The organism is Halopelagius fulvigenes, assembly GCF_042662625.1.
Taxonomy (GTDB): domain Archaea; phylum Halobacteriota; class Halobacteria; order Halobacteriales; family Haloferacaceae; genus Halopelagius; species Halopelagius fulvigenes.
In genome coordinates this window covers 306,344-332,925 of record NZ_JBHSXH010000015.1, presented here as the reverse complement: position 1 = coordinate 332,925, position 26,582 = coordinate 306,344, and the positions used below count along the sequence as shown (strand labels likewise).

25 protein-coding genes are annotated in these 26,582 nt (G+C 67.1%); 7 read left to right on the top strand and 18 right to left on the bottom strand.

The window, feature by feature from the left end:
* Positions 1-38 precede the first annotated feature (38 nt).
* The 6 genes from ACFQEV_RS11545 to ACFQEV_RS11520 form a co-directional block, all read right to left on the bottom strand.
* Positions 39-950, bottom strand: a complete 912-nt coding sequence (locus ACFQEV_RS11545) for a hypothetical protein (protein WP_379696013.1) — start codon at positions 948-950, stop codon at positions 39-41.
* A 173-nt stretch (positions 951-1,123) separates the two neighbouring features.
* Positions 1,124-2,197: an ABC transporter permease gene (locus ACFQEV_RS11540; protein ID WP_379696011.1), complete on the bottom strand. Its 1,074-nt coding sequence runs from the start codon at positions 2,195-2,197 to the stop codon at positions 1,124-1,126.
* The gene (locus ACFQEV_RS11535) at positions 2,190-3,407 is read right to left on the bottom strand and encodes an ABC transporter permease (RefSeq protein WP_379696009.1); all 1,218 of its coding nucleotides are present in this window, start codon (positions 3,405-3,407) and stop codon (positions 2,190-2,192) included. The genes ACFQEV_RS11540 and ACFQEV_RS11535 overlap by 8 nt, the downstream gene beginning before the upstream one ends.
* Positions 3,404-4,975 carry an ABC transporter ATP-binding protein gene (locus ACFQEV_RS11530; RefSeq protein WP_379696007.1) on the bottom strand — a complete coding sequence of 524 codons (1,572 nt, stop codon included), beginning with the start codon at positions 4,973-4,975 and terminating at the stop codon, positions 3,404-3,406. Before ACFQEV_RS11530 ends, ACFQEV_RS11535 begins: the two co-directional genes overlap by 4 nt.
* Positions 4,976-5,020: 45 nt before the next feature.
* Positions 5,021-6,157: a BMP family lipoprotein gene (locus ACFQEV_RS11525; RefSeq protein ID WP_379696005.1), complete on the bottom strand. Its 1,137-nt coding sequence runs from the start codon at positions 6,155-6,157 to the stop codon at positions 5,021-5,023.
* Positions 6,158-6,327: 170 nt separating this feature from the next.
* A complete protein-coding gene (locus ACFQEV_RS11520) occupies positions 6,328-7,692 on the bottom strand; it encodes a phosphohexomutase domain-containing protein (protein WP_379696003.1) in 1,365 nt (454 codons plus the stop codon).
* 154 nt (positions 7,693-7,846) lie between these two features.
* Here ACFQEV_RS11520 and ACFQEV_RS11515 point away from each other — a divergent pair, with 154 nt between their 5' ends.
* Positions 7,847-8,134 carry an acylphosphatase gene (locus tag ACFQEV_RS11515; protein ID WP_379696001.1) on the top strand — a complete coding sequence of 96 codons (288 nt, stop codon included), beginning with the start codon at positions 7,847-7,849 and terminating at the stop codon, positions 8,132-8,134.
* A gap of 91 nt (positions 8,135-8,225) precedes the next feature.
* A complete protein-coding gene (locus tag ACFQEV_RS11510; RefSeq protein ID WP_379695999.1) occupies positions 8,226-8,471 on the top strand; it encodes a DUF8132 family protein in 246 nt (81 codons plus the stop codon).
* Positions 8,472-8,504: 33 nt separating this feature from the next.
* Here the strand turns inward: ACFQEV_RS11510 and ACFQEV_RS11505 are convergent, their stop codons facing one another.
* The 4 genes from ACFQEV_RS11505 to ACFQEV_RS11490 all read right to left on the bottom strand — a co-directional run bounded on the left by ACFQEV_RS11505 (position 8,505) and on the right by ACFQEV_RS11490 (position 14,659).
* On the bottom strand, positions 8,505-9,359 hold the full coding sequence (locus tag ACFQEV_RS11505) for a TrmB family transcriptional regulator (RefSeq protein WP_379695997.1): 855 nt from the start codon (positions 9,357-9,359) through the stop codon (positions 8,505-8,507).
* Complete coding sequence (locus ACFQEV_RS11500) at positions 9,356-11,899, bottom strand: efflux RND transporter permease subunit (protein ID WP_379695995.1); 2,544 nt, start codon at positions 11,897-11,899, stop codon at positions 9,356-9,358. The genes ACFQEV_RS11505 and ACFQEV_RS11500 overlap by 4 nt, the downstream gene beginning before the upstream one ends.
* 3 nt (positions 11,900-11,902) lie before the next feature.
* Positions 11,903-13,459 carry a COG1361 S-layer family protein gene (locus tag ACFQEV_RS11495; RefSeq protein ID WP_379695993.1) on the bottom strand — a complete coding sequence of 519 codons (1,557 nt, stop codon included), beginning with the start codon at positions 13,457-13,459 and terminating at the stop codon, positions 11,903-11,905.
* Between the two features lie 537 nt (positions 13,460-13,996).
* Positions 13,997-14,659, bottom strand: coding sequence for a winged helix-turn-helix domain-containing protein (locus ACFQEV_RS11490; RefSeq protein WP_379695991.1), 663 nt, complete (start codon positions 14,657-14,659; stop codon positions 13,997-13,999).
* A 461-nt stretch (positions 14,660-15,120) separates the two neighbouring features.
* Here ACFQEV_RS11490 and ACFQEV_RS11485 point away from each other — a divergent pair, with 461 nt between their 5' ends.
* From ACFQEV_RS11485 to ACFQEV_RS11470, 4 genes are all read left to right on the top strand, one after another.
* Positions 15,121-15,246, top strand: coding sequence for a hypothetical protein (locus ACFQEV_RS11485; RefSeq protein ID WP_379695989.1), 126 nt, complete (start codon positions 15,121-15,123; stop codon positions 15,244-15,246).
* 59 nt (positions 15,247-15,305) lie between these two features.
* Positions 15,306-16,280 carry a phosphomevalonate decarboxylase MvaD gene (gene mvaD / locus ACFQEV_RS11480; RefSeq protein WP_379695987.1) on the top strand — a complete coding sequence of 325 codons (975 nt, stop codon included), beginning with the start codon at positions 15,306-15,308 and terminating at the stop codon, positions 16,278-16,280.
* An 87-nt stretch (positions 16,281-16,367) separates the two neighbouring features.
* Positions 16,368-17,507 (top strand): NAD(P)/FAD-dependent oxidoreductase, encoded by a 1,140-nt coding sequence (locus ACFQEV_RS11475; protein ID WP_379695985.1) that lies wholly within the window; start codon positions 16,368-16,370, stop codon positions 17,505-17,507.
* 122 nt (positions 17,508-17,629) lie between these two features.
* Entirely contained in the window at positions 17,630-17,953 is a 324-nt protein-coding gene (locus ACFQEV_RS11470) for a hypothetical protein (protein WP_379695983.1), read from the top strand.
* On the opposite strand, the gene ACFQEV_RS11465 is transcribed toward ACFQEV_RS11470, so the two are convergent.
* From ACFQEV_RS11465 to ACFQEV_RS11440, 6 genes are all read right to left on the bottom strand, one after another.
* On the bottom strand, positions 17,954-19,897 hold the full coding sequence (locus ACFQEV_RS11465; RefSeq protein WP_379695981.1) for a cbb3-type cytochrome c oxidase subunit I: 1,944 nt from the start codon (positions 19,895-19,897) through the stop codon (positions 17,954-17,956).
* A gap of 89 nt (positions 19,898-19,986) precedes the next feature.
* The gene (locus tag ACFQEV_RS11460; RefSeq protein ID WP_379695979.1) at positions 19,987-20,439 is read right to left on the bottom strand and encodes a DUF6789 family protein; all 453 of its coding nucleotides are present in this window, start codon (positions 20,437-20,439) and stop codon (positions 19,987-19,989) included.
* 60 nt (positions 20,440-20,499) lie between these two features.
* Entirely contained in the window at positions 20,500-21,249 is a 750-nt protein-coding gene (locus ACFQEV_RS11455; RefSeq protein WP_379695977.1) for a hypothetical protein, read from the bottom strand.
* Positions 21,250-21,366: 117 nt separating this feature from the next.
* Positions 21,367-22,533, bottom strand: a complete 1,167-nt coding sequence (locus tag ACFQEV_RS11450) for a Gfo/Idh/MocA family protein (RefSeq protein ID WP_379695975.1) — start codon at positions 22,531-22,533, stop codon at positions 21,367-21,369.
* The gene (locus ACFQEV_RS11445) at positions 22,530-23,327 is read right to left on the bottom strand and encodes a glycosyltransferase family 2 protein (protein WP_379695973.1); all 798 of its coding nucleotides are present in this window, start codon (positions 23,325-23,327) and stop codon (positions 22,530-22,532) included. The genes ACFQEV_RS11450 and ACFQEV_RS11445 overlap by 4 nt, the downstream gene beginning before the upstream one ends.
* A gap of 166 nt (positions 23,328-23,493) precedes the next feature.
* Positions 23,494-23,901, bottom strand: coding sequence for a hypothetical protein (locus ACFQEV_RS11440; RefSeq protein WP_379695971.1), 408 nt, complete (start codon positions 23,899-23,901; stop codon positions 23,494-23,496).
* A gap of 217 nt (positions 23,902-24,118) precedes the next feature.
* On the opposite strand from ACFQEV_RS11440, the gene ACFQEV_RS11435 reads away from it, so the two are divergent.
* Positions 24,119-24,436, top strand: a complete 318-nt coding sequence (locus tag ACFQEV_RS11435) for a hypothetical protein (protein ID WP_379695969.1) — start codon at positions 24,119-24,121, stop codon at positions 24,434-24,436.
* A gap of 76 nt (positions 24,437-24,512) precedes the next feature.
* On the opposite strand, the gene ACFQEV_RS11430 is transcribed toward ACFQEV_RS11435, so the two are convergent.
* Together ACFQEV_RS11430 and pdhA are read right to left on the bottom strand one after the other, a co-directional pair.
* Positions 24,513-25,481, bottom strand: coding sequence for an alpha-ketoacid dehydrogenase subunit beta (locus ACFQEV_RS11430; RefSeq protein WP_379695967.1), 969 nt, complete (start codon positions 25,479-25,481; stop codon positions 24,513-24,515).
* Positions 25,471-26,547: a pyruvate dehydrogenase (acetyl-transferring) E1 component subunit alpha gene (pdhA, locus tag ACFQEV_RS11425; protein ID WP_379695965.1), complete on the bottom strand. Its 1,077-nt coding sequence runs from the start codon at positions 26,545-26,547 to the stop codon at positions 25,471-25,473. The genes ACFQEV_RS11430 and pdhA overlap by 11 nt, the downstream gene beginning before the upstream one ends.
* Positions 26,548-26,582 lie beyond the last annotated feature (35 nt).

Sequence of the window (26,582 nt, the reverse complement as noted above, 5' to 3'; positions counted from 1 at the left end):
AACGCACGCCGCCGGGCCGGCGAGACCGAGTAGCGCGGTCACTCCGCGTCCTTCAGTTCCGTGCCGAACACCATCCCGGCGTCGGCGTCCGCCGCCTCCTCCCCGGTCGCTTCGCCGTCGCGTCGGTCCCCGTCGATAATCTCCGCGTCGTCCGCCGTCGCCGTCGAACCGTCCGGGAGCCGAGACTCCTCGCCGCCGTCGTCGCCGTCGTCGGTGAGTATCTCCGCGCCGTCGGCGGGCGCGTCGGGCGACGCCTCCGCCGGGAACTCGCTGTTGTCGTCGTCGAGGAGGGACTGCATCCGTTCGCTGGCCCGCCGGGACGCCTCCGAGAGAGGGTCGTGCGTCTCCTCGTCGCCGCGCGGCCGTTCGGCGAGAGGGTCGGCGGGGGGCCCGTCGGCGGTGACGTCCCCGTTCACGCTCCCGGCGGACGGGCGGTCGGCGGACGGGGGTCGTTCGTCGAGTTCGCGGACCTCCCGTTCGCCCGTCGGGTCGACGACTTTCCGGACGGAGTCGGCCGCCCCGGACCCGCCGCGTTCGGCGAGGGCGCGGGAGACGGCGTCTTCGACGTTCTCCTCTATCTGGTCCGACGCAACGTCCATCGTGTCGGCGACGGCGTGTTGCACCGCCAGCGACACCGTCTCGCGCAGGTCGTCGGGGTCGATTCCGTCGTCCCCGCCCCGCGCGTCCTCGACTTCGACGGCGACGAGGTCGGCGGTGGCGGCGAGGCGGGCGGCGGTTCGGCCGAACGCGGCGACGAGGAGGCCGACGCCGACGAGGAGGGCGGTCGGAACGACGCGGCCCGAGGCGGCCAGGGCGGTCGGGGAGAGGGTTCCGCCTCCTCGGAGTCCGAACCAGAGGCCGACACCGGCGAGACCCACGCCGACGGCCGTCGGGACGAACGCACGGAGGTGGTACCGGGCGGCACTTCGGACAGCGTCTCGCGGGCGCATATGCGGCGCATCACCGTTCCTGATAATAAATCCCCCAGACGTGTTAGAAGGTCAGAAAAATAGTATATCCGACCGGATGGCGACGGGCGGCGAACGGAGAGCGGTGAACGGAGAACGGCGAAAAGAGAACGGCGGAAGCGGACGACGCAGAGGGCGAAAATCGGCGCGGTGCCTCAGTCTTCGCCCGACTCGTAGTGGTCGCCCGCGGCCTCGGGGATGCGGGTCCGACCGACGAGTGCGAGGACGATGATGACCGTCACGTACGGGATGGTCCGCACGAGGGGTTGCGGGATCGCGAACACGTCGCGCGCCTGCAGCGTCAGTTGAAGCGCGTCCAGTCCGGCGAACAGCATCGTCGAGAGCATCGCGCCGATGGGGTTGTAGTTGCCGAACAGGTAGGCGACGATGGCGATGAACCCCTTGCCGTTGACCATCGTCGGGCCGTTACCCGTGAACTGTCCGATGCTGAGCGACAGCGCCGCCCCGCCGATGCCGGCGAGGACGCCCGAGAGGATGGCCGCGGCGTAGCGGACGCGTTGCACGTCCACGCCCGCGGTGTCCAGCGCCTTCGGGTTCTCGCCGCTGGCGCGGACCCACCGACCGAACGCGGTCCGGTTGAGCGTCCACCACGAGGCGACGACGGCGACGAACATCAGGTAGACGAACGGCGTCGCGTCGAAGAGCGCGGCGAACGCGCCGAACTTCGGGTTCGAGAGGAACGGAACCGTAACCGTCCCCACCGTCGGAACGCTCGTGGTGTTCGGCCCGCCGTACACCACCTGCGACGCGAAGGGGGCCAACCCGAGCGCGATGAGCCAGATGGCGAGGCCGGCGATGATCTGGTCGGCGCGAAACTCGATGCAGACGACGGCGAACACCGCGGCCAGCAGGGTGCTGGCGACGACGCCCGCGGCGACGCCGAGCCACGTGCTCCCGGTCACGTCGGCGAAGTAGACGCCGCCGAACGCGGAGATGATGAGCAGCCCTTCGAGTCCGATGTTGATGACGCCGCTCTTCTCGGCGAAGATACCGCCGAGGGCGGCGAACGCGATGGGAACCGACAGCCGGAGCGTCGCGGACATCGTGCTCTTCGCGGTCATGATGGAGAGCAACTGCCCGGCGCCCGACGACGGGAACAGGACGCCGAGGACGGCGACGGCCGCGAGGGCGAAGAGCGCGACGCCGGCGACGAGTCGCCGCGAGTCGATGCCCCTCGTCAGGCCGGAACGGAGGTTGGCCTCACTCATCGGCCTCACCTCCCACGCCGCCGTCGGTGACCGGACGACCGGTCGCCTCGTCTTCGAACGTCCAGACGCGTCTGCCGATGAGGCGGAAGAACTCGGGCATGGCGACGAAGAGGATGATGAGGCCCCGGAGGACGCCGACGAGTTGCGGCGGCACGTCCGTGGCTACGTCCACGACGATGGACCCGCTCTTGAGGACGCCGAACAGCAGCGCCGCCAAGCCGACGCCCAGGGGGTTGTTCCCCGCGAGGATGGAGACGGTGATGCCGTCGAACCCGTACGCGGGGACGCCCGTCTGGAAGTTACCCAGCACCATCAGGACGTATATCGAGCCGCCGATGCCGGCGAGCGCTCCGGAGAACGTCATGCTCGCGACGACGGTTCGGGCGGCGTCGACGCCGCCGTACTCGGCGGCCTCCGACTGCAGACCGCTCGTCCGGAGGTCGTACCCGAACGACGTGCGTTCGAGGATCAGGTAGACGGCCACGAGGAGGGCGACGGCGAGGCCGAACGCGACGAGCGAGAAGTCGTTGCGGGGGTTGAACACCAGCGTCGGGAACAGCGCTTGGTCCGGGACCGGCACCGTCTGAGTCGCGAAGCTCTCGGGGTCCTTGAAGTGACTCTGCACGAGGTACAGCGCGATCGAGGTGGCGACGAAGTTGAGCATGATGGTCGTGATGACCTCGTTCGCGTCGGCGTACGCCTTCAGCGCGCCCGGTATCGCGCCGTAGATGCCGCCGGCGACGGCCCCGAGGAGGAGGCCGAACGGCAGGAGGACGAACGCGCCGACGCCGGCCGGTATCGTCGCCGCGACGGCGGGAATCGCCACCGCGGTCACCAGACCGCCGACGACGAGCTGCCCCTGCGTCCCGATGTTGAAGATGCCGGCGCGGAAGGCGACGGCGACGGCGACGCCGGTGAACATCAGTATCGTCGTCTCCGAGAGCGTCGTGGCGAACTGCCCGTTGAGCGGGTTCGCCGAGAAGTTGCCGAACGCGCCGAGGAACAGGCGGTCGTAGATGAGGAACGGGTCGTAACAGAACCCGACGCCGAAGTACGTCGCGGCGGCGGCCCCGCACGTCGTCATCCGCCCCGCCGCGAGGATGAGGACGAACCCGACGGCGACGGAGAGCAGCAACGCCGCACCGCTGATGAGAAACCGCTCGAACGCCGACGCGCCGACGAGTCGTTCGACGCCGTCTTTGACGCTCATCGACGCTCACCCGCGGGTTCCGCGGCGTCCGTTCGACGCGACGACTCGTAGGAGTCGGGGTACTCCCCCGCCATGAGGAGGCCGAGCTCCTCCTCGGTCACCGCCGCCGGGTCCACCACGTCCATTATCTCGCCCTCGTACATGACCGCGAGGCGGTCCGAGAGGCCCTGTACCTCCTCTAACTTCGAGGATATCAGGAGCACTCCCTTCCCCTCCCGCCGGAGGTCGAGCAGTCGTTCGTGGATGAACTCGGTCGAACCGATGTCCACGCCGCGCGTCGGATGCGTCGCGACGACGAGCGACGGGTCGCGTTCGAACTCGCGGCCGACGATGAACTTCTGTTGGTTCCCGCCGGAGAAGGAGACGGCGTCGGCGTCGGCGTTCGGCGGGCGAACGTCGTACTTCCGGATGATGTCCTCGGCGTGCGACCGGGACGTGTCCCAGTCGATTCGACCCTCGGAGGCGAACGGTTCGGCGTGCTGGCTCCCGAGGATGCCGTTCTCCACGAGGTCGAACTCCATCACCAGTCCGCGCTCTTGGCGGTCCTCCGGGATGTAGGCCATCCCCTCCCGGATGCGCTTTCGGCGCGACCACCCGTCGATGCGTTCGCCCTCGAAGGAGACGGTGCCGGACTCCTGCGTCCGCAGGCCGGTGATGGCCTCGACGAGTTCGGCCTGCCCGTTGCCGTCCACGCCCGCGATTCCGAACACCTCGCCGGAGCGAACCTCGAACGACACGTCCCCGACGACTTCCACGTCGCGTTCGTCCTCGACCGACAGGTCGCGGACCGAGAGGACGGAGTCGCCGGCGTCCATCGCCGGTTTGTCCACCTCCATCAGCACTTCCCGCCCGACCATCAGTTCCGCGAGTTCCTCCCGCGTCGTCTCGTCGGTGGCGACGGTGCCGACGTTCTTCCCGTCGCGGAGGACGGTCACCTCGTCGGCCGCCTCCAGCACCTCGCCGAGCTTGTGCGAGATGAAGATAATCGTCTTCCCCTGCGCGGTGAGTTCTTCGAGGACGGCGAACAGTTCCTCCACCTCCTGCGGGGTCAGGACGGCGGTCGGTTCGTCGAGGATGAGAACGTCCGCGCCGCGGTAGATGGCCTTCAGAATCTCGACGCGTTGTTGCGCGCCGACGGAGATGTCTTCGATTCGGGCGTCGGGGTCCACGTCGAACCCGTACCGTTCCGACAGTTCGGCGACTTCCTCCCGGGCCGTCTCGCGGTCGATGGCCAACCCGCCCCACTTCCGCGGTTCGTTGCCGAGCGTGATGTTCTCGGTGACGGTCATCGGGTCGACCAGCATGAAGTGCTGGTGGATCATCCCGATGCCGGCGTCGATGGCGTCTCGCGGCGAGTCGAACGAGCGCGGCGTCCCGTCGATGTAGACGGTTCCCTCGGTCGGTTCGTACAGCCCGTAGAGGACGTTCATCAATGTCGTCTTCCCGGCCCCGTTCTCACCGAGAAGCGCATGCACCGTCCCACCCTCGACGGACATGTCTACGTCGTCGTTCGCGATGACCCCCGGGAACCGCTTCGTTATCCCGGCGAGTCGAACGGCTGTTGACATTGTGGGTAAATGATTGAGGAATAGTTTAGTTCCGCCGATTCGACGTTAGACTTCGGACGGGTCCGTCGGCACGGAGATGGAACCGCCGATTATCTTCTCGCGGACGGAACTGACCGAGTCCTTCACGTCGGACGGAATCTCCGAGCCGATGGCGTCGCCGTACACGAGGGCGACGCCCTCTTGCTTCAGACCGAGCGTGACCGTGGAACCGCCCTCGAAGTTGCCCTTGACGACCGACTTCACGGCGTTGTACACCGCGGTGTCGACGCGCTTGACCATGCTCCCGAGGATGACGCTCGCGAAGGAGGGCTTCGTGAGCGACTGGTCGCGGTCCACGCCGATGGCGAACGCGCCCTGCTCTTTGGCGGCTTGGAAGACGCCGGTGCCGGTGTTCCCCGCGGCGTGGTAGACGATGTCCGCACCGCTGTTGTACATCGACAGCGCCGCCTCCTTCCCCGCGGAGGGGTCGTTGAAGCTGCCCACGTACGTGGACTGGACGTTGACCGAGTCGTCGGCGTTCTTGACGCCGGCCTTGTACCCGGCCTCGAACTTGGCGATGAGGCCGCTCTCGACGCCGCCGACGAAGCCGACCGTCTTCTGGTCGGGGTTCGTCGCGCCGTCGCCCGCGCTGAACTCCTGCGTCGTCAGCAGACCGGCCATCTGACCGGCGAGGAACGAGCCTTGGTGCTCCTTGAACACGTAGCTCGCGACGTTGTCGGCGTCGACGGTGCTGTCGACGATCATGAACTGCTGGTCCGGGTACTGCGGTGCGGTCTGCGAGAGTGCGTCCGCCTGCAGGAACCCGATGCAGGAGACGAGGTCGTAGTTCGGACTCGTCGAACTGGCGAACTGCTGCTGGAAGTTCTGGAACTGGGACACCTCGTCCGGTTGCGCCTCGTTGTACGCGACGTTGAACTCGTCTGCGGCCTGCTGGATGCCCTGCTGGGCCTGGTCGTTGAACGACCCGTCGCCGAGGCCGCCGGTCGCGTACACGACGCCGACGTGCGCCTCCGGTTCGGAGGACCCCGTCGTCTGTTCGGTCGCCGAGGAGTCGCCCTCTCCCGAGGACCCCGTCGTCTCGGACTCGCCGCTAGTTCCCTCTCCACTCGGTCCGCCGGTGCAACCTGCGAGGCCCACTGCGCCCGCGAGGCCGGTCGCCTTGATGAATTTCCGTCTATCCATGAGTGTGGTCACCTATTGAGGATAGGTCTCAGAGATGCGCATAAATGCTCCGCTTCTTCGCTGACCGATATGTTCGAAAAATTCGCGGTTTCTCGACGTACGACCGATTATCTCGCGACCGGACGCCCGTCCGTCGATTCGGTCTCGCTCTCCGTTCGTCGGGTCGCCCCTCAGGACGCCGACTCGACGGCGTCCTCGACGGCGTCGGTGGCCGCCTCGACCAGGGCGTCCACGTCGTCCGCCTCGGCGTACACCCTGACGTACGGTTCGGTCCCGGAGGGCCGGACGAGTATCCACGAGTTGTCCGGACGTTCGACCCTGACGCCGTAGTCTGTGTTCACCGACGCGTCGGGGAACGCCTCCGGGAGCGTCGATTCGAGCGTCCGCATCGTCTCCTCCTTCGCTGCGTCCGGGCAGGCGACGCTCACCTTCCGGTAGGGGCGTTCCGTCACGGGTTCGCGGAGGCCGTCGAGGCCGGACTCGGCGACGAGTCGGGCGAACACCGCCGCCGACGCGACGCCGTCTATCCACCCGCCGAACGCGGTGTGGACGTGCTTCCACGGTTCCGCGGCGAACACCACGTCGCCGCCCCCTTCTCTGGCCGCGGCGATGCCCTCGTGGAGTGCGCCGAGGCGGACGCGTTCGACCCGTCCGCCCGCCGCCGACACCCGTTCGTCGATGCGGCCCGAGGCGTTGGGCGTCGTCACGACCACGGGGTCGTCCGCGTCGCCGGAACGGACGTAGTGTTCCGCGAGGATGGCGACCACGGTGTCCTCGTGGACCACGTCGCCGTCGGGGCCGACGACGACGATGCGGTCGGAGTCGCCGTCGTGTCCGATGCCGAAGTCGCACTCGGAGTCGGCGACGAACGCCCGGAGGTCCCGAAGCGTCTCGGGCGTCGGTTTCGACTCCCGGCCGGGGAAGTGGCCGTCCACCTGCCCGTTGAGGGTCACGACGTGCGCGCCGAGTTCGTCGAGGACGCGCGGCGTCGCGTGCGCGGAGACGCCGTTGCCGCAGTCCACGGCGATTCGGAGGCCCTCGCAGGACGCGCCGTACGCCCGCGCGTACGAGGCGACGGCCTCGCGGTACTCGGGCAGTAACTCCATCGAGTAGGCGTCGCCCCACTCGTCCCACGCGGCGGGGGAGGTGCCCGCCTCCACGCGTTCCTCGACGGCGCGTTCGAGCGTCCTGTCGTACTCCTCGCCGTCCACGAACAGTTTGATGCCGTTGTCCGTCGGCGGGTTGTGCGAGGCGGTGAGCATCACGCCGTGCCGTCCCTGCGAGGCGTACGCGAGGGCCGGCGTGGGGACGACGCCGACTCTGAGCACGTTTGCGCCGGCGGACTCCAGCCCCGACTCCACCGCCGCGGCGAGGCCCGCCCCCGTCGTTCGCCCGTCGCGCCCCACGACCACGTCCGGCCGTCCGCCGGACTCCACGACGTCGAGGCCCACGGCGCGACCCACGGCGAGTACGAGTTCCGGGGTCACCCGGGACGTGACGTCGCCGCGGATACCCGCGGTTCCGAAGAGTTCCATACGAGAGAGTTGGACGGCCCCCACTTAGATTCCTCCAATTCCGGCGCGGCGTCCCGGCCGGCTCCGAGTCACCGCGTCGCGTCCGGCGGTTTCTCCTCCTCGCGCCCCGCGGTTTTCCCGGCGATATTTCCGGCGGGAACGCGTACGCCGACGTATGAGTTCCACAGACGACCGCGTGCGCGCGCACGTCTTCGTCTCCGGGACGGTACAGGGCGTCTACTACCGGGCGAGCACACGCGACGCCGCCAGAGAACGCGACGTGGACGGGTGGGTCCACAACCGCGACGACGGCCGCGTCGAGGCCGTCTTCGAGGGGCCGCGCCCGGCCGTCGAGGAGATGGTCGAGTGGTGTCACACCGGAAGTAGCGCCGCCGAGGTGGAGGACGTAGACGCCACCTACGACGACCCCGAGGGCGAGGAGGGCTTCGAGATTCGCTGGTGAGTCGGAGTCGAAGTCGGACGCGCGTCCGACACCGACGCGTCGGCTGACACGTACGAGAAGGGCTAAGTCACCGGAATCTACAGGTTCCGGTATGCCTCGCACCTCACAGTTCGAGACGGACCGCGCCGGCCTCGGCGTGTTGACCTACTTCTACGGGTTCGTGACGACCGTCGGCCTCGCGGCGACAGTCGCCACGGGGTTCCTCCTCGTCCGCGGACCGTTCCTCGGTCAGAAGCTGCTCGACCCCGTCCCGATGCTCGTCGCCCTCTGCGGGTTCGTCGTCGGCATCGTCGTCCTGACGTGGGGGGCGACGCGCGCCGTCGGCGTCGGGTCGTAAGCGACGGGCGGCGTCCGACCCGCGAGGAGGCCGTCAGCGTTCGACCAGCGTTCCCTCGATGATGCGAGAGAGCATGTCGGCCATCGCCGTATCGGCGCTCCAGATGGCCGTCTCCTCGCCGCCGGACTCGGCCGCCGGCGCGACGGAGAGAAAGACCACGCGGCCGTCGACGAGCAACACCCGGCCGGTGAAGTCCGACGCCGGGGGTTCGTTCGGCGGTTCCAGGACGCCGACCGACGACGCCGCCTCGGCGAACCGGGTTCGGACCGCCTCGCTCTCGCTGACGACGCACACCGCGACGCCGTCGTCGGCCCGTTCCGCGAGGACGGCGACGAGCTCCGTCGGGACGAGGTCGGTGTCGGGCGCGGCGAAGACCACCCGCTCTTTGGCCCGTTCCGCGAGCTCTATGAGGCGGTTGTTGACCGGTTCGCGCCCGCGGACGGTCCAGACGTCGTCGCGCGTCTCGCCCGATGTGCGCTGTCGCCGCGCCGCCTCCAAGTAGTCGAACGCCCGGTCGGCCTCGCTCTTCAGTTCCTCGGCGAGTCGCCGCCGGGCGGCGTCCAGTCCCACGGGCCGGTACCGCTTCGGCGTGGCCTGTTGGAGTTCGACCAAGCCGAGCGACTCCAGTTCCTCCGCCGCGCCGTACACCTGCGACCGCGGCACGTTCGCGAGGTCGTGAATCTCCTTGGCCGTCCCCGCGCCGAGCTTCTGTAGCGCGACGAAGACGCGGGCGGCGTAGTTCGACAACCCCAGCGCTTCGAGCGATTCGACCGCCTCGTGTTCGCCGTCGGCGGCCGCGCCGGGCGCATCGAGGGACGCGTCGGAGGCGTCGGCGGGTGCGTCGTCCCCGTCCCGCGAACTGCCGCCGTCCGGTCGGAGTGGGTTCACAGCAAATCACCGTCCGCCGTCGCGGTCATAGGACTGTCGGAGTCCGACGGCGAGTCGCGGCCGCCGCCCATCGGTTCGTTCGGGTCGTCGTTCACGATGCGGTCCCACAGGACGAGGGCCGGCGGGAGGACCACGAGCGACGTGACGAACGAGTAGATGATGGAGATGGCCGTCAGCACCCCGAACTGCCCGAGGACGGAGAGGACGGAGAGGACGAGGACGCCGATGCCGAACGCCGTGGTGAACATGCTCCCCATCAGGGCCCCGCCCGTCCCGACGACGGTGCGCCGGAGCGCCGTCATCACGTCCGTCTCCTTGCGTTCGTCGATGAACCGGTGGACGACGTGGACGGAGTAGTCGATGCCGAGGCCGATGGTGAGCGAGAGGATCGTCGCCGTGAAGGCGTTGAAGGAGATGCCGAGCAGTCGCATCGTCGCGGCGACGAACGCCACGGAGGCGACGATGGGGATGAGGTTAGCGACGGCGATAGAGGGCAAGTCCTCGAGGAGCCAGTAGATGAACACGAGGAAGACGACGGTTCCCCCGAGCGCGAGCGCCAGACTCGTCACCGCAGACGTAAAGATGAGGTCGGACACCTCCAGGAAGACGATGGTGCTCCCGGTGGCGATGGCGTCGTAGTCGGAGCGGAACCGGTCGGCGACCTGGCGCGCGTCGTTCGTCACTTCGCGGTCGGACGCGTCCGCCGAGACGGTGTAGACGACGCGAGTGCTCCGGTGGTCCTCCGCGAGGTACTGCGACGCCTGCGACTCCATCGGCGAGGATTCGAGGTAGTCGTAGATCTCGCCGAGGTTGTCGTCGGGGACGCCGTTGTCGTCCCTGTCGTTGCGGTCGACGAGGGCCGCGAACTCCTCGTCCTGTTCGGCCAACGACTGGATGACGGTCACGATGCTCTCTGACTCCGCGCGGCGGTTCTCCGAGACGAACGAGTCCGGCGGGTCCTCGCCCGCGCGGTACACCTGTTCGAGTGCGGCGTCGTTTTCCATCCTGCCCTCGACGTAGATGGTGACCGTCCCCCCCTGCGTGCTGGTGAACTTGTCTTCGAGGAAGTTCAGCTGCGAGACGACGGTGTACTCGCTCGGCGCGAACGGTTCGGGAAGCGCCTTCAGGTAGGCGGGCACCTCCTCCGGCGGGAGGAAGTCCTCCTGCGAGAACGAGGTGTCCACGCCCGTCGCGTACGCGCCCGCGCCGGCGCTGAGAAGGAGCGTCGCGACGAGGAAGATGACGGGCGCTCTGTCCGCGATGCCGACGCCGACGCTCAGCACGTCGCCGAGGGCCGACCCCTCCTGTCCGAGGGGCGACTGGCTGAACGTCGGGATGGGGTACCGCTCGCGCTTGTGGTCTATCCACACCTTCGCCGCGGGGAGGAACACCCCGAAGATGAGGAAGGTGAAGGTGATGCCGACGCCCGCGACGACGCCGAAGTCGCGGATGGGCGGCAGGTCGGAGGCGAGGTTCGAGAGGAAGCCGATGACCGTCGTCCCCGTGACGATGAAGAAGGCGACGAGAAGCTGGTCGGTCGCCACCCGCATCGCCGCGTCGATGTCGAGTCCGGTCTGGCGGTCCTCGCGGTAGCGGTTCACCGCGTGGATGCCGAAGTCGATCCCCACCGCGAGGAGCAACGGCGGGACGGCGATCATTATCTGGTTGAACGGGATGCCCGCCAACCCGAGGAAGCCGAACGTCCAGATGACCGCCATCGCCAGCGCGAACGCCCCCAACAGGAGGTCCACCAAGTCGCGGTAGGCGATGACGAGGAACAGGACGATGAGAAGCACCGCCGCGGGCGTGACGATGAGAAGCGAGTCCGTCGTCACCGTCGAGAACTCCTGCGAGATGATGCCGCTCCCGAAGACGGTGATGTCGCCGTCGGAGGTGGCCGCGATACGCTGCGCCTGCGTCTGAATCGGGGTGAGCGGACTCTCCCCCGACTGTCCCGCCGACGAGCTGGAGAGGCCGGTCGGGAGCGTGTGCTCGACGACGCCGATGGTCGCCGACGCGGAGGCGTCCTCCTCGTTGAAGTCGTTGCTCAGGGTGCCGGTGAACGCCGGGTTGTCGGCGTTCTGCCGGACCGCCCGCCGAACGTCGGTCTGCGTCGCCCGTTCGAGGGTCGTTATCTGCTGGTCCAGCGTCGTCGCGTTCGGGTCGATGGTCTGTGCGACGACGGAGGCGGCCGACGACGTTCCGCTGACGCGCATCTCCGGTCGCTCCTCTAACTTCTGCTGCAACCGCAACATGTTCACCATCGACTGCTTCGAGAGGACGTTCTGGTCGCGTTGGATGAGCTGCGTGCTGCCGGTGTCCGCGCCGTACGACGAGCTGAACTCGTCGTTCACCCTATCGAGCGCCTCTTGTGCGGGGATGTCTTCGGCGAACTGCTGCGTTCCGGCTTCCGTCGAGACGTTTCCCAGACCGACCGTGAACACCGCGGTGACGACGAAGAAGGCGAGCATCACCTTCCCCGGTCGCTCGACGATGTGGTCGTCGGCCCAGTCGACGACGCGTTGGTGGTCGAGGTCCATCTATCAGTCCCGCCGGCGGTAGACGAGCGCTCCGCCCGCGCCGAGGAGGGCGAGGGCGACGCCCGCGACGACGAACGGCAGGCCGCCGCCTTCGGATTCGGTCACCCGGACGGGGACTTGGTACGTGTCGGAGATGATGGTGTCACCGTCGGCGTCGTCGTACTGGAAGTCGAGTTTCATCGGGTACGTCTTCGGCATCGCGTCGCCGCCAGCACTCGTCTGGAAGACGATGGTCTCGGACTCGCCCGGACCGAGTTTCTCGATGAACGCCTGGTCGTTGGTCGAGGAGAGCGGTGCTTCGGGGTATATCTTCGCCGAGATGTCGGTCAGCGTCTCGTCGCGGGTGTTCGTCACCGTCAGTTCGAGCGTTCCGCCGTCGCCCGCCGCGAACGTCGCGTTCACCGGTTCGACCTCGAACTCGTCGGTCTGCGGGGCGACTTCGGCCCGGACGTCGATGGTGTCGGACTGTCGCTGCGTGCCGTCGTCGCCGCGGTACTTGACGGACATGCCGAGTTGGCGCGGGCCGGAGGTGGCCTCCGACGACACCTCCACGTCGAACGAGACGGGCGCGGACTCGCCGGGCGCTAAGTCACCGACGGCGTACTCCGTCTCGATGGGCGTCACCGTCTCCCCCGATTGGTCGATGACGACCACCGCGTTCTTCGCCGGTTGCGGGCCGTTGTTCGTCACCTCGGCGGAGAGCGTCCCCTCCTCGCCGACGCGGAGCGAACTGTTGACGCCGCTGATGTCGAACGTCTGTTCGGGCAGGGCGTTCATCCCGAGCGAGATGTTGGGGCTCCGACCGTCGTTGCCGTTGGCGTCCTTGTACGACACCAAGGCGTTGAGCGTGTAGTTTCCGGGTCGGGCCGTGTTGGTGAGGCTGGTGTCGAACTCGAACGTGCGCGTCTCGCCCGTCTCCCACCGGTCCACGTACCGGTTACCCTGCTGGCCGCCGCTGATGGAGACGTCTCCGCTCTGCGAGGAGAGCGTCAGGCTCGCGTCCCTCGCGTCCTGTTCGCCGACGTTCTCCATCGTCACCTCGAACGTCCCGCTTCCGCCGACGGTGGTCGTCGAGTTCGTATCGACGACGGCGAAGCGCGGACCCTCCTCGACGCGAACGGTGGCGTACTCCGTGGTGGTGCGTTCGCGCGGCCCGTTCTCGCCATCCCACTCGTACTGGACCTTTATCGGAATCCGGTACGTCCCCGCTTCGATGTCGGAGGGCACCTTCACCGCGATGGTTATCTCTTGCGTCGCTGCCGAACCCTGTTGGGCCGCGTCCGGGTCCGCCAGCGTGGGGAGGAACAGACTCCCCGTCTGCACGTCGAGGCGGCCCGTGTCCTTCGGGTTGACGTTGATGTTCTTCGCCGTGCGCGCAGTGTCGTCGAAGTCGGTCGCGTCGTTCACCAACTGCACCTGTACCTCGTTCACCTGACCGGGAGTCAGCGTCGGGGAGGAGACGTACGTCCGAAGTTCCGGGTCCACGGTCTGTGCGGCGACCGGAACTGCACTCGAAATCAGTGCGCCGACGAGGACTACCGCGAGTACCTTTCGTATCATTGTGGGGGCTCCCGGGGTTTCCGTCCTGACCGGTTCCGGGCAACCGGTCGCCACCGGACGCGCCGGCGGTTCTTGGATACCGAGATGGGCGGGTACTACATAAGGTGTTGTAAATTTCTACAAACTACTCCGCCGTTTCTCTTGTAGTAGAATATTACAACAACTAACGGACGGTGAGCGGCAGTTTCCGCGGCCCGCGCGGTCCAGAGGAGAGAAATCGGTGACTGACGCCTCGAACCGGCGGAAAAGACGAAAAGCGGCGGCCGCGGCGAACGGTCGCCGGCACGGACATGGTATCTTCGACGGCGTGAACCCGGTGACGACGGCACTCGATACTGACTCGTGGACGGAGCGGTGGTCCACGCCGAGTGACGGATGGAGGACCGAACACAAAGTCGTTGTTATAATACACGTATGGACGTCTGTTACGTGATTAAACACCTTCCCGTCTTAGTATCGCCCGTCAAACTCCGATATGTTCGACTCACCGACAGTGCGCTCTTTCGACGAATTCGCCCGTTCGGAGGCAGGCGACGGTTAGTTCTCGGTGGAGAGGTGCGCTTGGCAGTTCTCGACGAACGATTCGACGGAGACGTCGGCCCCTCGTTCGAGCGAGAGGAACACGTCTTCGTCGCAGTCCGTGGGGAGTTGGACCAGCGTCGCGCCTTCGAGTCCGCGGACGACGAACGTCGTCCGTCCGACGACGGAGGACTCGACGCCGTCGCAGCCGTCAGTTTCCAGCGACGCGACGAGGCTCGAAATCGACTCCTCGTCGTGGGTGCGCGCGGCGGCGTCGGCGGCGAGGTAGACGTCCGTCCGGTCCTCGTGGTGGGAGATAGCGAGTCGGAGTTCGGACTCGTGAGCGTCGAGGAGGTAGTCGAGGAGGTTCGCGTGGGGGAAACGCGACTCGTCGACGAACTCGACGTTCACCGCCTGTCCGCGCAGTCGGGCGAGGGCGGCCTGACCGTCCCCGGTGAGGCCGTACAGCCGCCCTTTCTGCTGGGACTCGGGGACGAGTAGTTCGACGATGTCTCTCTCGCGGAGTTCCGAGAGCGCACGCGAGACGTGCGGTTGGGCCAAGTCCAGTTCCTCGGCTATCCGCGAGGGCAGGTCCGGTCCGTTCCGCGCGAGCAACTTACAGACCGCGAGTCGGTAGCGGGAACTCGCGATGTATCCCGCGGCGTCCCACGTTTCAGACATGTTCGAGAGGGCTCCTGTTGGTTCGGGCACAATTCATGGGGGCGGTTCGACGGGGGATTCGACGGTGGGGGCAAGTTTTCATTTGGATACCACTCGGCTCGAAGTTCCGATGATTCGCACGCTCAGGGGATAAATTTCGGAATGTGTCGCGTTGATTAAGTCCAATCCATAATCAAAGTTTCGTCGTCGTGACCACGTAACACCTGCGTCACCCGGTTGCCCCATTGTCCGTGAAGTGATATATTAGTTCGGGAGAGTAGGCAGTAACGTGATGTTACCAGAGATCAGTTCGAAAGCGCCGGTTCCGGCCTCGTCTTCTCCTCGCGCGTCCTCTTCTGCGGCGTTCTGGCGGTAGCGGAGCGCCACCGCGTCTCGTCCACCTTATACACCTAAGTATGCTAATGAAGGTACTAGGCATATCCAGCGAAGCGTTAAGCCGCCCCACGAGAAGAGATATCACGATGAACTCGGACCGAACCTCGATGAAGCACGTCAGTCACACGCCGCCGTCCGGCGAACCCGTCACGAACGTCTGGCAACGCGGGCCGGAGGCGGAGACGAAGGCGGAAGAACCGTCCGACGACTGAGCGACCCTTCCTCGTGACCCATCGGGACGTTTAACCGGGAGTCACTCCCGCGTAGGTGCATGAAGGCCACCGCGAAGGCACACCCGATTCAGGGTCTCGTAAAGTACCACGGGATGCGAGACGAGGAGTTGCGACTCCCCTACCACGACAGTATCAGCGTCTGCACCGCCCCGACGCACACGAAGACGACGGTGGAGTTCCGACCCGACGCCGCCGAGGACGTCTACCGCATCGGCGGCGAGGAAGTGACGGGCCGCGGCGCGGAACGCATCGACGCCGTCGTGGACCACGTCCGCGGACTCGCCGAGTTCGACCACGCGGTCAGACTGGAGAGCGAGAACTCCTTCCCCTCGAACATCGGCTTCGGGTCGTCCTCGTCGGGGTTCGCCGCCGCGGCGATGGCCCTCGCCGAGGCCGCCGGCCTCGACCTCTCCCGCCCCGATATCTCGACGATCGCCCGTCGCGGGTCCTCCTCGGCGGCGCGCGCGGTGACCGGCGCGTTCTCCCACCTGTACGCCGGACTCAACGACGAGGACTGCCGATCGGAGCGCATCGAGTCCGACCTCGAAGACGACCTGCGAATCGTCGCGGCGCACGTCCCCGCCTACAAGGAGACCGAACAGGCCCACGAGGAGGCCGCGGAGAGCCACATGTTCGAGGCGCGGATGGCGCACGTCCACGAGCAGTTACAGACGATGCGCGACGCCCTCCGCGAGGCGGACTTCGACCGGGCGTTCGAGTTGGCCGAACACGACTCGCTGTCGCTGACGGCGACGACGATGACCGGCCCCGCCGGGTGGGTGTACTGGCAACCGCGGACCATCGCCGTGTTCAACGCCGTGCGTGAACTCCGCGAGGAGGAGGACGTCCCGGTATACTTCTCGACGGACACGGGTGCGAGCGTCTACGTGAACACGACCGAGGAACACGTCGAACGCGTCGAGTCCGCCGTCGCGGCGTGCGACGTGGAGACGGACGTCTGGTCCGTCGGCGGCCCCGCCGAGATTCTCCCCGAGTCCGACGCCCTCTTCTGAGGCGGTTCCTCCGCCCCGCGCGACTCCGCCCGACCGTTCGGCCCGGCGACCCGCACGCTCTTTGGTCGCGGCGCGCCAAGCGACCGTATGCGAATTCTGGTACTCGGCGCGGGCTACGCCGGCGTGACGCTCGCTCGCCGACTCGAATCGAGCCTCCCGTCCGAGGCCGAACTCGTCGTCGTGGACGAGTCCGACGCCCACCTCGTCCAACACGAGGTCCACCGGGTCATCCGCAGACCGAGCGTCGCCGACGCCATCCGAGTCCCCCTGACGGAGATGTTCGACCGGGCCGAACCGCGGGTGGCGCGCGTCGAACGCCTCGACAGGGACGCCCGCGAGGTGTACTTCGAGGGCGACGACTCCCTCTCCTACGACTACGCCGCCGTCTGCCTCGGCGCGGAGACGGCGTACTACGGGCTTCCCGGCGTCGAGGAGCACTCGCACCCGCTGAAGCGAGTCGACGACGCCCTCGCCATCCGCGATGCGGTCCTCGACGCGGGCGAGGGTGTGCGAATCGTCGTCGGCGGGGCGGGCCTCTCGGGCGTCCAGACGGCGGGCGAACTCGCCGCACTCGCGCGCGAGGAGAATCTCGACGCCGACGTGACCGTCCTCGAACGACTCGGCGACGTCGCGCCGAACTTCCCGGAGAACTTCCGCGACGCGGTGCGCGAGGAACTGACCGCCCGCGGCGTCGACGTGCGGACTGAGACGCCCGTCGTCCGGGCCACTGCCGACGCCGTCGAGACGGACGCCGAGACGCTCCCGGCGGACGTGTTCGTCTGGACCGGCGGCATCACCGGCGCGGCGGCGATGGGCGGGGACCGACCCCTCGTCAGGAGCGACCTGCGACTCGACGACCGGACGTTCGTCGTCGGCGACGCCGCGCGGGCGGTGGACGCCGACGGGGAGGCCGTCCCCGCGTCCGCCTCGGCGGCCATCCGGGAGGCGCGGACGGTGGCGACGAACGTCGCCCGACTGGTCGAACACGAACGGGGCGGCGGCGACGACTTCGCCCCGCGACTCGACCCCTACCGGTTCGACGTGCCGGGGTGGATCGTCTCCGTCGGCGACGGCGCAGTGGCCCAACTCGGCCCGAAGGTGTTCACCGGCGCGCCCGCGAAGGCGATGAAGACGTCCGTCGGCGCGGGACACCTCACCTCCGTCGGGTCGATTCGGCAAGCCGCGGAACTGGCCGAGGAGGAACTCGGCGTGCGAACGGACGGCTGAGTCCCGCGAACGCGGCCCTTCAAGCGGATCCCGACTTCGGAGCGAGGCCGTCCCGCGACGACGCGTCCTTGCCATCGCAAGCAGGAGAACCGTCACCGTGCCGCGGCAACGACACGGAGACGATGCCTCCCGAGAACGACACCGACAGACAGGCGAGGGACCCGTCAGCCGAACACGCGCTCTCGGAGCGGAGCGCGATCGAGGGGTGGGCCGCCGCCGCCAGGAAGCGCCCCGTCGTCGCGGCGACGCCCGGCGGGTCGGTGCGCCTTGACCTCGTGGACGAGAGAGACGCGAGCAGGGCGGTCGATTGGGACACCTTCTTCACGCTGTACGACGCCGCCGACGTGGCGCTCCTCGTGGACAGACGAACCGACAGCCACCGGTTCGTAGACGACGAACGCGTCCGGGAGGGGCGGGTGGACCCCCGAACCCCCGGCAACCGGTAGTCAGTAGTCGTCTTCCGCCGACGCCCCCTGCGTCCCCTCGTCCTCGGTCTCGGAGGAGCGTTCGGGGTTGTCCGTCCGGTTTCGGCCCGTGTCGAGTTCCGACCCCTCGTCGGCGACGACGTAGTCGAACTCCTGTTCGAGTCGCCGTTCGAACCACTGCCACTCGTTGGAGAACTGCCCCGTCGCCTTGAGGTTCCACGGGTCCGCGCTCCGGATCCGCGGTCCGACGCGGTACGACTGGACCATGTTGAAGAGCCAGACGCCGACGCTGAGGGCGATGAGGAGTGCGCCGAACGAGGCGACCTGTTGCAACGGCGCGAACTGCTCGGGGTACGACGCCGAACGGCGGGGGAGCCCCATCATCCCGATGATGAAAAGCGGCGTGAACGTCACGACGACGCCCGAGATGCTCAGGGCCGCGTGGATGTTCGCGAGGCGTCTGCTGTACCACCGGCCGGTGAAAAGCGGGTACCAGTAGTACGACGCGGCGAACATCGAGAAGGCGATGATGCCGGCGACGAAGAAGTGGAAGTGCGCGACGACGTAGTACGTCCCGTGGACGAGGAGGTCGACCGGAATCGACGCGAGGAAGACGCCGGTGACGCCGCCGACGATGAACAGGCCGATGCCGCCGACGAGGAACTGCATCGGCGCGGCGAGTCTGACGTCGCCGTTCCACATCGTCGATATCCAGTTGAACGTCTTCACCGCCGACGGGACGGCGATGGAGAGCGTGACCACCATGAAGGAGGCTTTGATCCGCGGGTCGATGCCCGTCGCGAACATGTGGTGCGCCCAGACGCCGAACGAGAGGACGCCGATGGCCAGCGTCGAGTAGACGATGAACTTGTAGCCGAACAGCGTCCGACCGCTGAACTTCGGGAGGATCTGGCTCGTCAACCCGAACGCGGGTAACACGAGGATGTACACCTCGGGGTGGCCGAAGAACCAAAACAGGTGCTGCCACAGTATCGGCCCCTGCACTTCGACGGCGTAGAACGTCGTGCCGAAGTTTCGGTCGGCGATGAGCATCAAGAGCGCGCTCCCCAAGAGGGGGAACGCGAACAGGATGAGACCGCTCGTGGTGAGTATCGACCACGAGAAGATGTCCATGTCCGACCACGTGACACCCTCGCCACGTTCGGTGAACACGGTGACGATGATGTTTATCGCGCCGATGACCGTCGCTATCCCCGAGAGGTGCAACCCGAGGAGCAGCAGGTCGATCTGGGGGTTCGGTATCTGCACCGACAGCGGAACGTACAGCGTCCACCCGGTGGCCGGGGGTTCCAACGCGTAGAGGAAGGTGAGGCTCGGCCCGAACACGTCGATGATCTTCGCCAACACCTCAGTCAGGAGTCCCGCGCGAACCATCACGAACGAGAGGGGGACCAACCAGAAGGCGATGGCGTTGATTCGCGGGTACGCCATGTCGTCGGCGTCGAGAAACAGCGGGAGGAAGTAGTTCGCGAAGCCGTTGAACACGGGCGTCACGAAGAACAGGAGCATCGTCAGCCCGTGGGTCGTAAACAGCGCGTTGTACGTCTCGGCGTCCCAGACGTCTATACTCGGCGTAACGAGTTCCGTCCGGACCATGAAGGCGTCCGTCGCGCCCCACAGCGCCGCCGCGAGTCCGAAGAGGAGGTAGAGAAATCCGATGTCCTTGTGGTCCACGGTGGTGAACCACCGCATCAGGCCGTAGGGTTTGCTCGTCTTGTGCTGTCGCTTGAACAGCATGCCCGCCGCCGGGGGAACGCCGCCGTCCGTGGCGGACGTCTCGTTCGCCTCGTCGTCGGGCGAACGTCGTTCGCCGCCGTCCGCCCGCAGTCGGTCGGTGAGCAGTTCGGTCGCTGCCGTCGCGTCGTTCCGACGACGCCGCCAGTACGCCACGCTCGCGGCGAAGAGACTGGCGACGATGAGAACGACGAAGGGGGGAATATTCATCGATAGCATCGCACGAAGTGCGTGTCAGGGGGGTAGGGAGAACACGGGCATAAGTTCAAAGGGCAGTTCTAGGCTTCCGAGAACGTCTCTCACCACCTCATCTCCGATTCGGTACCGGCGTCGTGGGTGGGTGTCGCGCCCGTGAACCGGGCGTAAGCGCTCCCGAGGACGAATCCGTACGCGAGGTGCGCCATGAGCGTCAGGCCGGCGAAGGCGGCGATTATCGGCCCTGAGAGGTCGCCGCGTCCGAGGAGGACGAACGCCACCCAAAGCAGGATTCCGAGGGCCATCCCTTTCATCGCGGGGTCGTCGCCGGGGAGCGACTGTTCGACGGCGGCGAACAGAAGCGGCCACGCGAAGACGCCGGCGACGACGAAGAGCACAAATCCGACAGTGGTGTCGCCGGGGACGCCGACGAATCGCGCGACGGCGTCGAACATGCGGATTCGCGACCGCGTCTCCACCTCGAACAGTAAAAGCAAAAGGCTCAGCGCGACCGTTCCCACGAATCCACCCCCGACGGCGGCGAGCGGACGGTTCATTTGCTCGGTGGTTCGGCGAGGGGTCGCATAAGAGTGGTGGTGAGACGCTCTTCGCGAGACTCAGATGAAGAGCACGATGGCGGAGTAGACGGCCGCGCCCGCGAAGAACGGGGGGAAGAGTCCCTTGTCGACCTCGGGCACCTCCTCTTTGAACGTGTTGAACACCAACCCGCCGGAGAGGAACGCGAGCAGCATCCCGAGGGCGAGTTCGCCGACGTGCGTCACGATTCCGATGCCCGCGCCGAGGAGCGTCGCGCCGGCCAGAATCCAGCGACCGGTGGACCTGAACCGGTCCCCGTGCCGGCGGTCCAACCCCCTGTCGAAGTTCAGGAAATGCAGTCCCATCGCCACCGTGTACAACACGAGGTTGGGTGCGCCCTCCACCTCCTGATGGAAGAGGAGGTAGCCGATGAGCGCGGAGTAGGCGGTGAAACTCCCGAGGTGGATGGTGTATCCGCCGCGGGACGACTCGAATCGACCGTCGATGCGGTGCGCCGCGTACACCTCCAATCCGTAGAACGCGACGAGGCCGGCCAACGCGGCGAGGAAGACGAGTTGCTCCGCGAAGAACTGCCCCGCGTACATCGTGCGCACCTCGGCGGCCGCCTTCGCGACCTCCGGAAAGAGGAGGACGAACACGTACGCGACGGACGTTCCCGCGCCCATGGAGAGCAACTGCCTGCTTCGCAGCGATGCCTTGTGGGGAACGTACGCCGTGACGACGTGAACCGCCGCGAGGACGACGGCGAGGAGGGGGGTGAGGACGGGGAACCGCGCCACCGGTTCTGCGACGAGCGGTGTCCACTCCATGCATCGCCTACGCCCGTCTCTCGGATGACAGTTACGTCCGAAGCGATCGGAGGCGCGCCCGACGCGTCGGGCCGTCGAGGAGAGGTACTTCGCCGCTCGGTCCGTCCGCGCCGCCGGTTACGGCGTCTGTTTCGGTTTCTCGGGCTCGTCGGCCAGCAGTTCGCCGTCTTCGACCATCTCCTCGAGGGGGTTGCCGTCCACGTCGAGGGGGAGTTCGACCTTCGTCCGCCGACGGGCGGCCTCCCAGCAGGCGAATATCAGTTCCGTCGATTGGACGACGTTCTCGGCGGCCAGTTCGGGTTTTCGGCCGGAGTCGAGGGCGCCCACCACGTCGGCTATCGCGCGGTCGATGAACGTCGGTTGCTTCACCCACTCCTCGGGGAGGAAGGGGACGCGCTCGGCGATTTTCAGCGCCGCCGTCCGGGGTTTCGACCAGTTCGGCGAGTGGATGTCGTCGCCGTCGGCGTCCACCGTCTTCCACCCGCCCGAGGACTCGTTGAACATCCGAAGCGTGGGGCCGTCGTCGACGCCGATGTCTATCATCCCGTCCGTGCCGGTGAGCCGAATCTCGCAGGGGATGATGCTCGACTCGCCTGTCGAGGCGAGGCCGTGGACGCCGTTCTCGTAGCGCCACTGCGCGATAGCGCCGTTCTCGTTGTGGACGCCGAACTGGACGTTCTCCTGGGAGTAGTCGATGCCGGCCATCGCCCAGAGGGGGTCGCTCTGGTCGGTGAAGAACCCGCAGAGGTCGAAGTAGTGCGACCCGTAGTCGTAGAGGTTCTTGCCGCCGAGTTCGATGCGTCGGAGCGAGCCTATCTCGCCCGCGTCGAGGAGTTCCTTCGCCCGGCGGAACGGGCCGCCGAAGCGTCGCTGGTGGTTGAACGTGAGTTGGACGCCGTGGGCGTCGCAGCGTTCGACCATCCGGCGGCACCCCTCCCACGTCTTCGCCATCGGCTTCTCGCAGTGGATGGCCCGGACGACGCCACTCTCGGCGCACTGCACGACGATGTCGGCGTGGAACGCCGGCGGGACGCAGACGCTCACCACGTCGGGTTCGACCTCGCGGAGCATCCGGTCGAGCTCCGTGTAGACGTTCCCATCCGCGATGTCCCAGTAGTCGGCGAACGCCTCGGCGTTCTCGCGGACGATGTCGGTGCAGGCGACGAGTTCGCAGGCGTCGAGGCGGTCGTACGCCTCCGCGTGTCGGTACGCCATGGCGAACCCGTCGGTGTCCTTCTCCTCGGGGTTCGCGCCGGTGCCGACGACGGCGACGTCGTAACTCATTGTTTTCCCCCCACGGGCTCTTTGTACTCGGTCGTCGGCGTCTTCGGGGACTCCTGCATTCGGTTTCCCAACAACCCCTGCACCCGGCCGACGCCCTGCGCGAGGGTTCCGCCGGTTCTCGTGAGGGCGGCGGTGGGGGTGCGACCGAGGTAGTTCAGCGGGTGGACGAGGGACTTCAGCGTCTCTTTCACCTGCGCCGACTGCGAGAGCCCCTGCGTCTGCCAGTAGTACGGCGTCTGCTTCGCCAGTTGGTAGCGCTTGCGCCAGTAGTCCAAGATACCCTCCGCGTAGGGGTGGTCTACGACCATCTCGGGGTCGTAGTAGATGTCGTACTCCTCCTGCACTCGGTCGGCGAGTTCCTTCTCCTCGTGGCCCCAGCCCATCTGCTCGTCCCACCCGCCGACGGCCTCTATCACCTCTCGGCGCATCGCCATGTTACAGCCCCAGAAGCGGTCTACGGTCTTCGGTTCGTCGCCGTGACCGTAGTGGGCGGTGAAGTAGCGCGCGAAGATGTCGTCGCGGGGGTGGAAGATGCGTCCGGCGACGGCGTACTGGTCCTCCAACGTCTCCGAGGCGCGTTCGAGGTAGTTCTCACGAGGGCGGGAGTCGTCGTCGAGGAACACCAGCTTGTCCGCCTTTGCGTGTTCGATACCCTCGTTCCGCGCCCGCGTGACTGGATACGCGTCCGAGACGACCACCTCGTAGTCGTCGAACGTCCCGCGTTTCAGATACTCGACCGCCTCTATCTCCTCCGGCGGCTTCAGCGTCGGGATGATTACGGAGACATCTACCATGGGCCGGGGTAATACATATCGGCATAATAGTATGTAGCCGCTATCGGAGTTATCCGGGAGTTAACCGCGGTAAAACGGTTGTCTCACGGCGTCGCAGAGCCGCGAAGGGCCTCTGAAACGGGCCGCGACGTCGGTGGCGTCGCCGCCGTCTGCGAGGGCCGGCACCTCACAGCATGATGTCGGCGGCCCACGCGATGATGCCGATGCCGAGGAGGACGATTCCGACCGCGGACGTCGCCGGTTCCGGGAAGAGGAACAGCAACGCGCCGCTGACGATGAGGAGGGTGATGAGTCCCTCGTCCAACCACGAGTCGTCATCGCCCCCGGACGGGCGGTCGTCGGGGCCGCCGGCGAACTGGTCGTCCTCGGACCGGCGGTAGCCCTCGTCGTCGCCCGCCACGGTGTCGTAGTCCTCGTCGCCGGTCACGTGGTCGTCTCCGCTTCGGAAGGAGGCGGGGGCCCACCCCCACGGGATGGTGGGCACGGGAAGCCGGGACTGCGACGACGACCGATCGTTCATCTCCTCGTAGCCGTACTCGTCTCGGGAGTCGTCGTATTGACTATCGTCGCGCATACTCGAATCGTGGAGGGTCAGAGGGATGTGAGATTGGGCCGACGCGGTGGAGTTTCGTCGTCGGCGAAACGACTTCGAATCCGACAGGATCGAAAGGGGGCGACGAAGCGAGGTGGTCGCCGACGAGAGAGAGTCGAACGAAGCGAGACGACCGAACTCGTCGGAAAACGTGGCGGTCGGTGAACATCTATGTCGCTCGGCGGCGTGGTATCCCACAATGGGTTCCGCTACCGACGCGCCCGACGACGCCCCGTCCGGGTGGACGACAGAAGAGTCCGACGACGACGTGCACTCGTGGTTAGGGCCGCAGGAACGGGTCGTCTGCACCGAGAAGGCCGGCGGCGGCGACGAGTGGATAGTGTACTCCCAACCGCGCGGCGAACTCGGAACGTCGAATCAGGTCCCCCTGACCGCCGAACCGACCGACCGCGACGGCGCACTCTCGGCGGCGCGGGAGTACATGGAAGAGAACAGCGACGCCGCCGAAGAGACTTCGGCGGGCCGTCAGACGCAGTCTGACGACGTCGACGAGTGAAACTCGTCGGCCCACCGGACGAAGTCCGGTAACGAGGAGTAACGCCGCGCCGCCGCCGCGGGCGGTACGCCCCCTCTTATTCCGACAGCGCTCGTTCGATACCGCCTCGGATCCGTTCCTCGCCGGGGACGTACTCGTCCTCGCGGGCGAACAGCGGATACGGCACGTCGTACCCGGTGACCCGTTGGACCGGCGATTCGAGATAGTAGAGCGCATCGTCGTTTATCTGCGCGATTATCTCGGCGGCCATCCCCGCCGTCTTCGGCGCTTCGTGGACGACGACGCAGCGACCGGTCTTCCTGACGGAGTCCAGAATCGCCTCCGAGTCGAGGGGGGAGATGGTTCTGGGGTCGATTATCTCCACGCTCGCGTCCACGTCCTCCGCGGCGTCTATCGCGCGGTGGCGCATCGCGCCCCACGCGACGACGGTCACGTCGTCGCCCTCCTGCACCACGTCCGCCTCGCCGAGGGGGACGGTGTAGTCGCCCTCGGGCACGTCCTCGCGGAACGCGCGGTAGAGCCGCGTCGGTTCGAAGTAGACGACCGGGTCGGGGTCGCGTATCGCCGAGGCGAGGAGGCCCTTCGCGTCCGCGGGCGTCGCGGGGACGACGACTTTCAGGCCGGGCGTGTGGGCGTATCCGGCCTCGAAGCTCTCGGAGTGGTGCTCCAACGCCCGGATGCCGCCGCCGTACGGCGCGCGAATCGTCATCGGGCAGTTGAGTTCCCCGCGCGTCCGCGTCCGGAGGCGGGCGACGTGCTGCTGTATCTGGTGGAACGCTTGGTGCATGAAGCCCGAGAACTCGATTTCGGGCACCGGCGTCAGCCCGTACGCGCCGAGGCCGACGCCGAGGCCGACGATGCCCGCCTCCGCGACGGGCGCGTCGTACACGCGGTTCGGGTACTCGTCGAGGAGGCCCTGCGTCGCGCGGAAGACGCCGCCGTTGACGCCGACGTCCTGCCCGTAGACGACGACGCCCTCGTCGCGGTCCATCTCCTCGAACAGCGTCTCCCGAATCGCCTCGACCATCCGCAGCTTATCGGCCATTCTCCTCCCCCGTGAACGCCGCGCGCTGTCTGTCTACCTCCGGCGGGCGGGACTCGTAGACGTAGTCGAACATGTCCGCCGCGTCGAGGGCCTCCCGCGCCTCGTTGGCGAGTCGAATCTCCTCGCGGAGTTCCTCCTCGATGTCCTCCTGTATCTCCTCGACTCGGTCGTCGTCCAAGACGCCGCGCTCCCGGAGGTACGTCTCGAACCGGACTATCGGGTCGCGTTCCTCCCACTCGTCTTCCTCCTCCACCTTTCGGTACACCGACGGATCGTCAGAGGTGGTGTGGATCGAGCGACGGTACGTCAACGCCTCGATGAACACCGGGTCGCCGTTCCGAGCGCTCTCTAAGGCATCTCGCACTGCCGTGTACGTCCCGAGCACGTCGTTACCGTCTACTTGGATCCCGTCGATTCCGGCCGCGATGGCCTTCTGCGCCAGCGTCTCCGCGCGAGTCTGCTTCGCTCGGGGGACGGAGATGGCGTACTGGTTGTTCTGACAGAGGAAGACCGCGTGCGCGTCGAACACGCCGGCGAGGTTGAGCGCTTCGTACACGTCGCCTTCGCTGGTCGCGCCGTCGCCGAAGTAGCCGATGGTCGCGGCGTCCTCGCCGGTTATCTCTTGGGCCCACCCGAGTCCCGCCGTGTGCAGGGCTTGGGACCCGACGGGGACCGAAGGCGGGAAGTTGCGCTCCTCGCGCGGGGTGGCGGATCCCTCCTCCATCCCCATCGCGTACTGGAGTATCGCCCGCGGCGGCGTCCCGCGCGCGAGGTACGCGGGCGTCTCGCGGAACGAGGTCACCATCCAGTCCGTCTCTTCGAGGGCGCCCGCGCTTCCGACCTGCGCGGCCTCCTGTCCGATGGCCGGCGCGTACGTCCCGAGTTCCCCCCGTCGCTGGAGGGAGACGGCCCGTTCGTCGAGTCGCCGCGAGCGTTTCATCGTCCGGTACAGCTCGAGCAGGCGGTCCTCCGAGAGGTCCGGGTCGAGGTCATCGTCCGCGGACCCGTCGGGGGCGAGCACCTGCAGGTAGTCTATCGAGAAATCGACTGAGCGTTCACGTGGCACGGTGAACGCACCGTTCGGAGGCCACGCACTTGTAT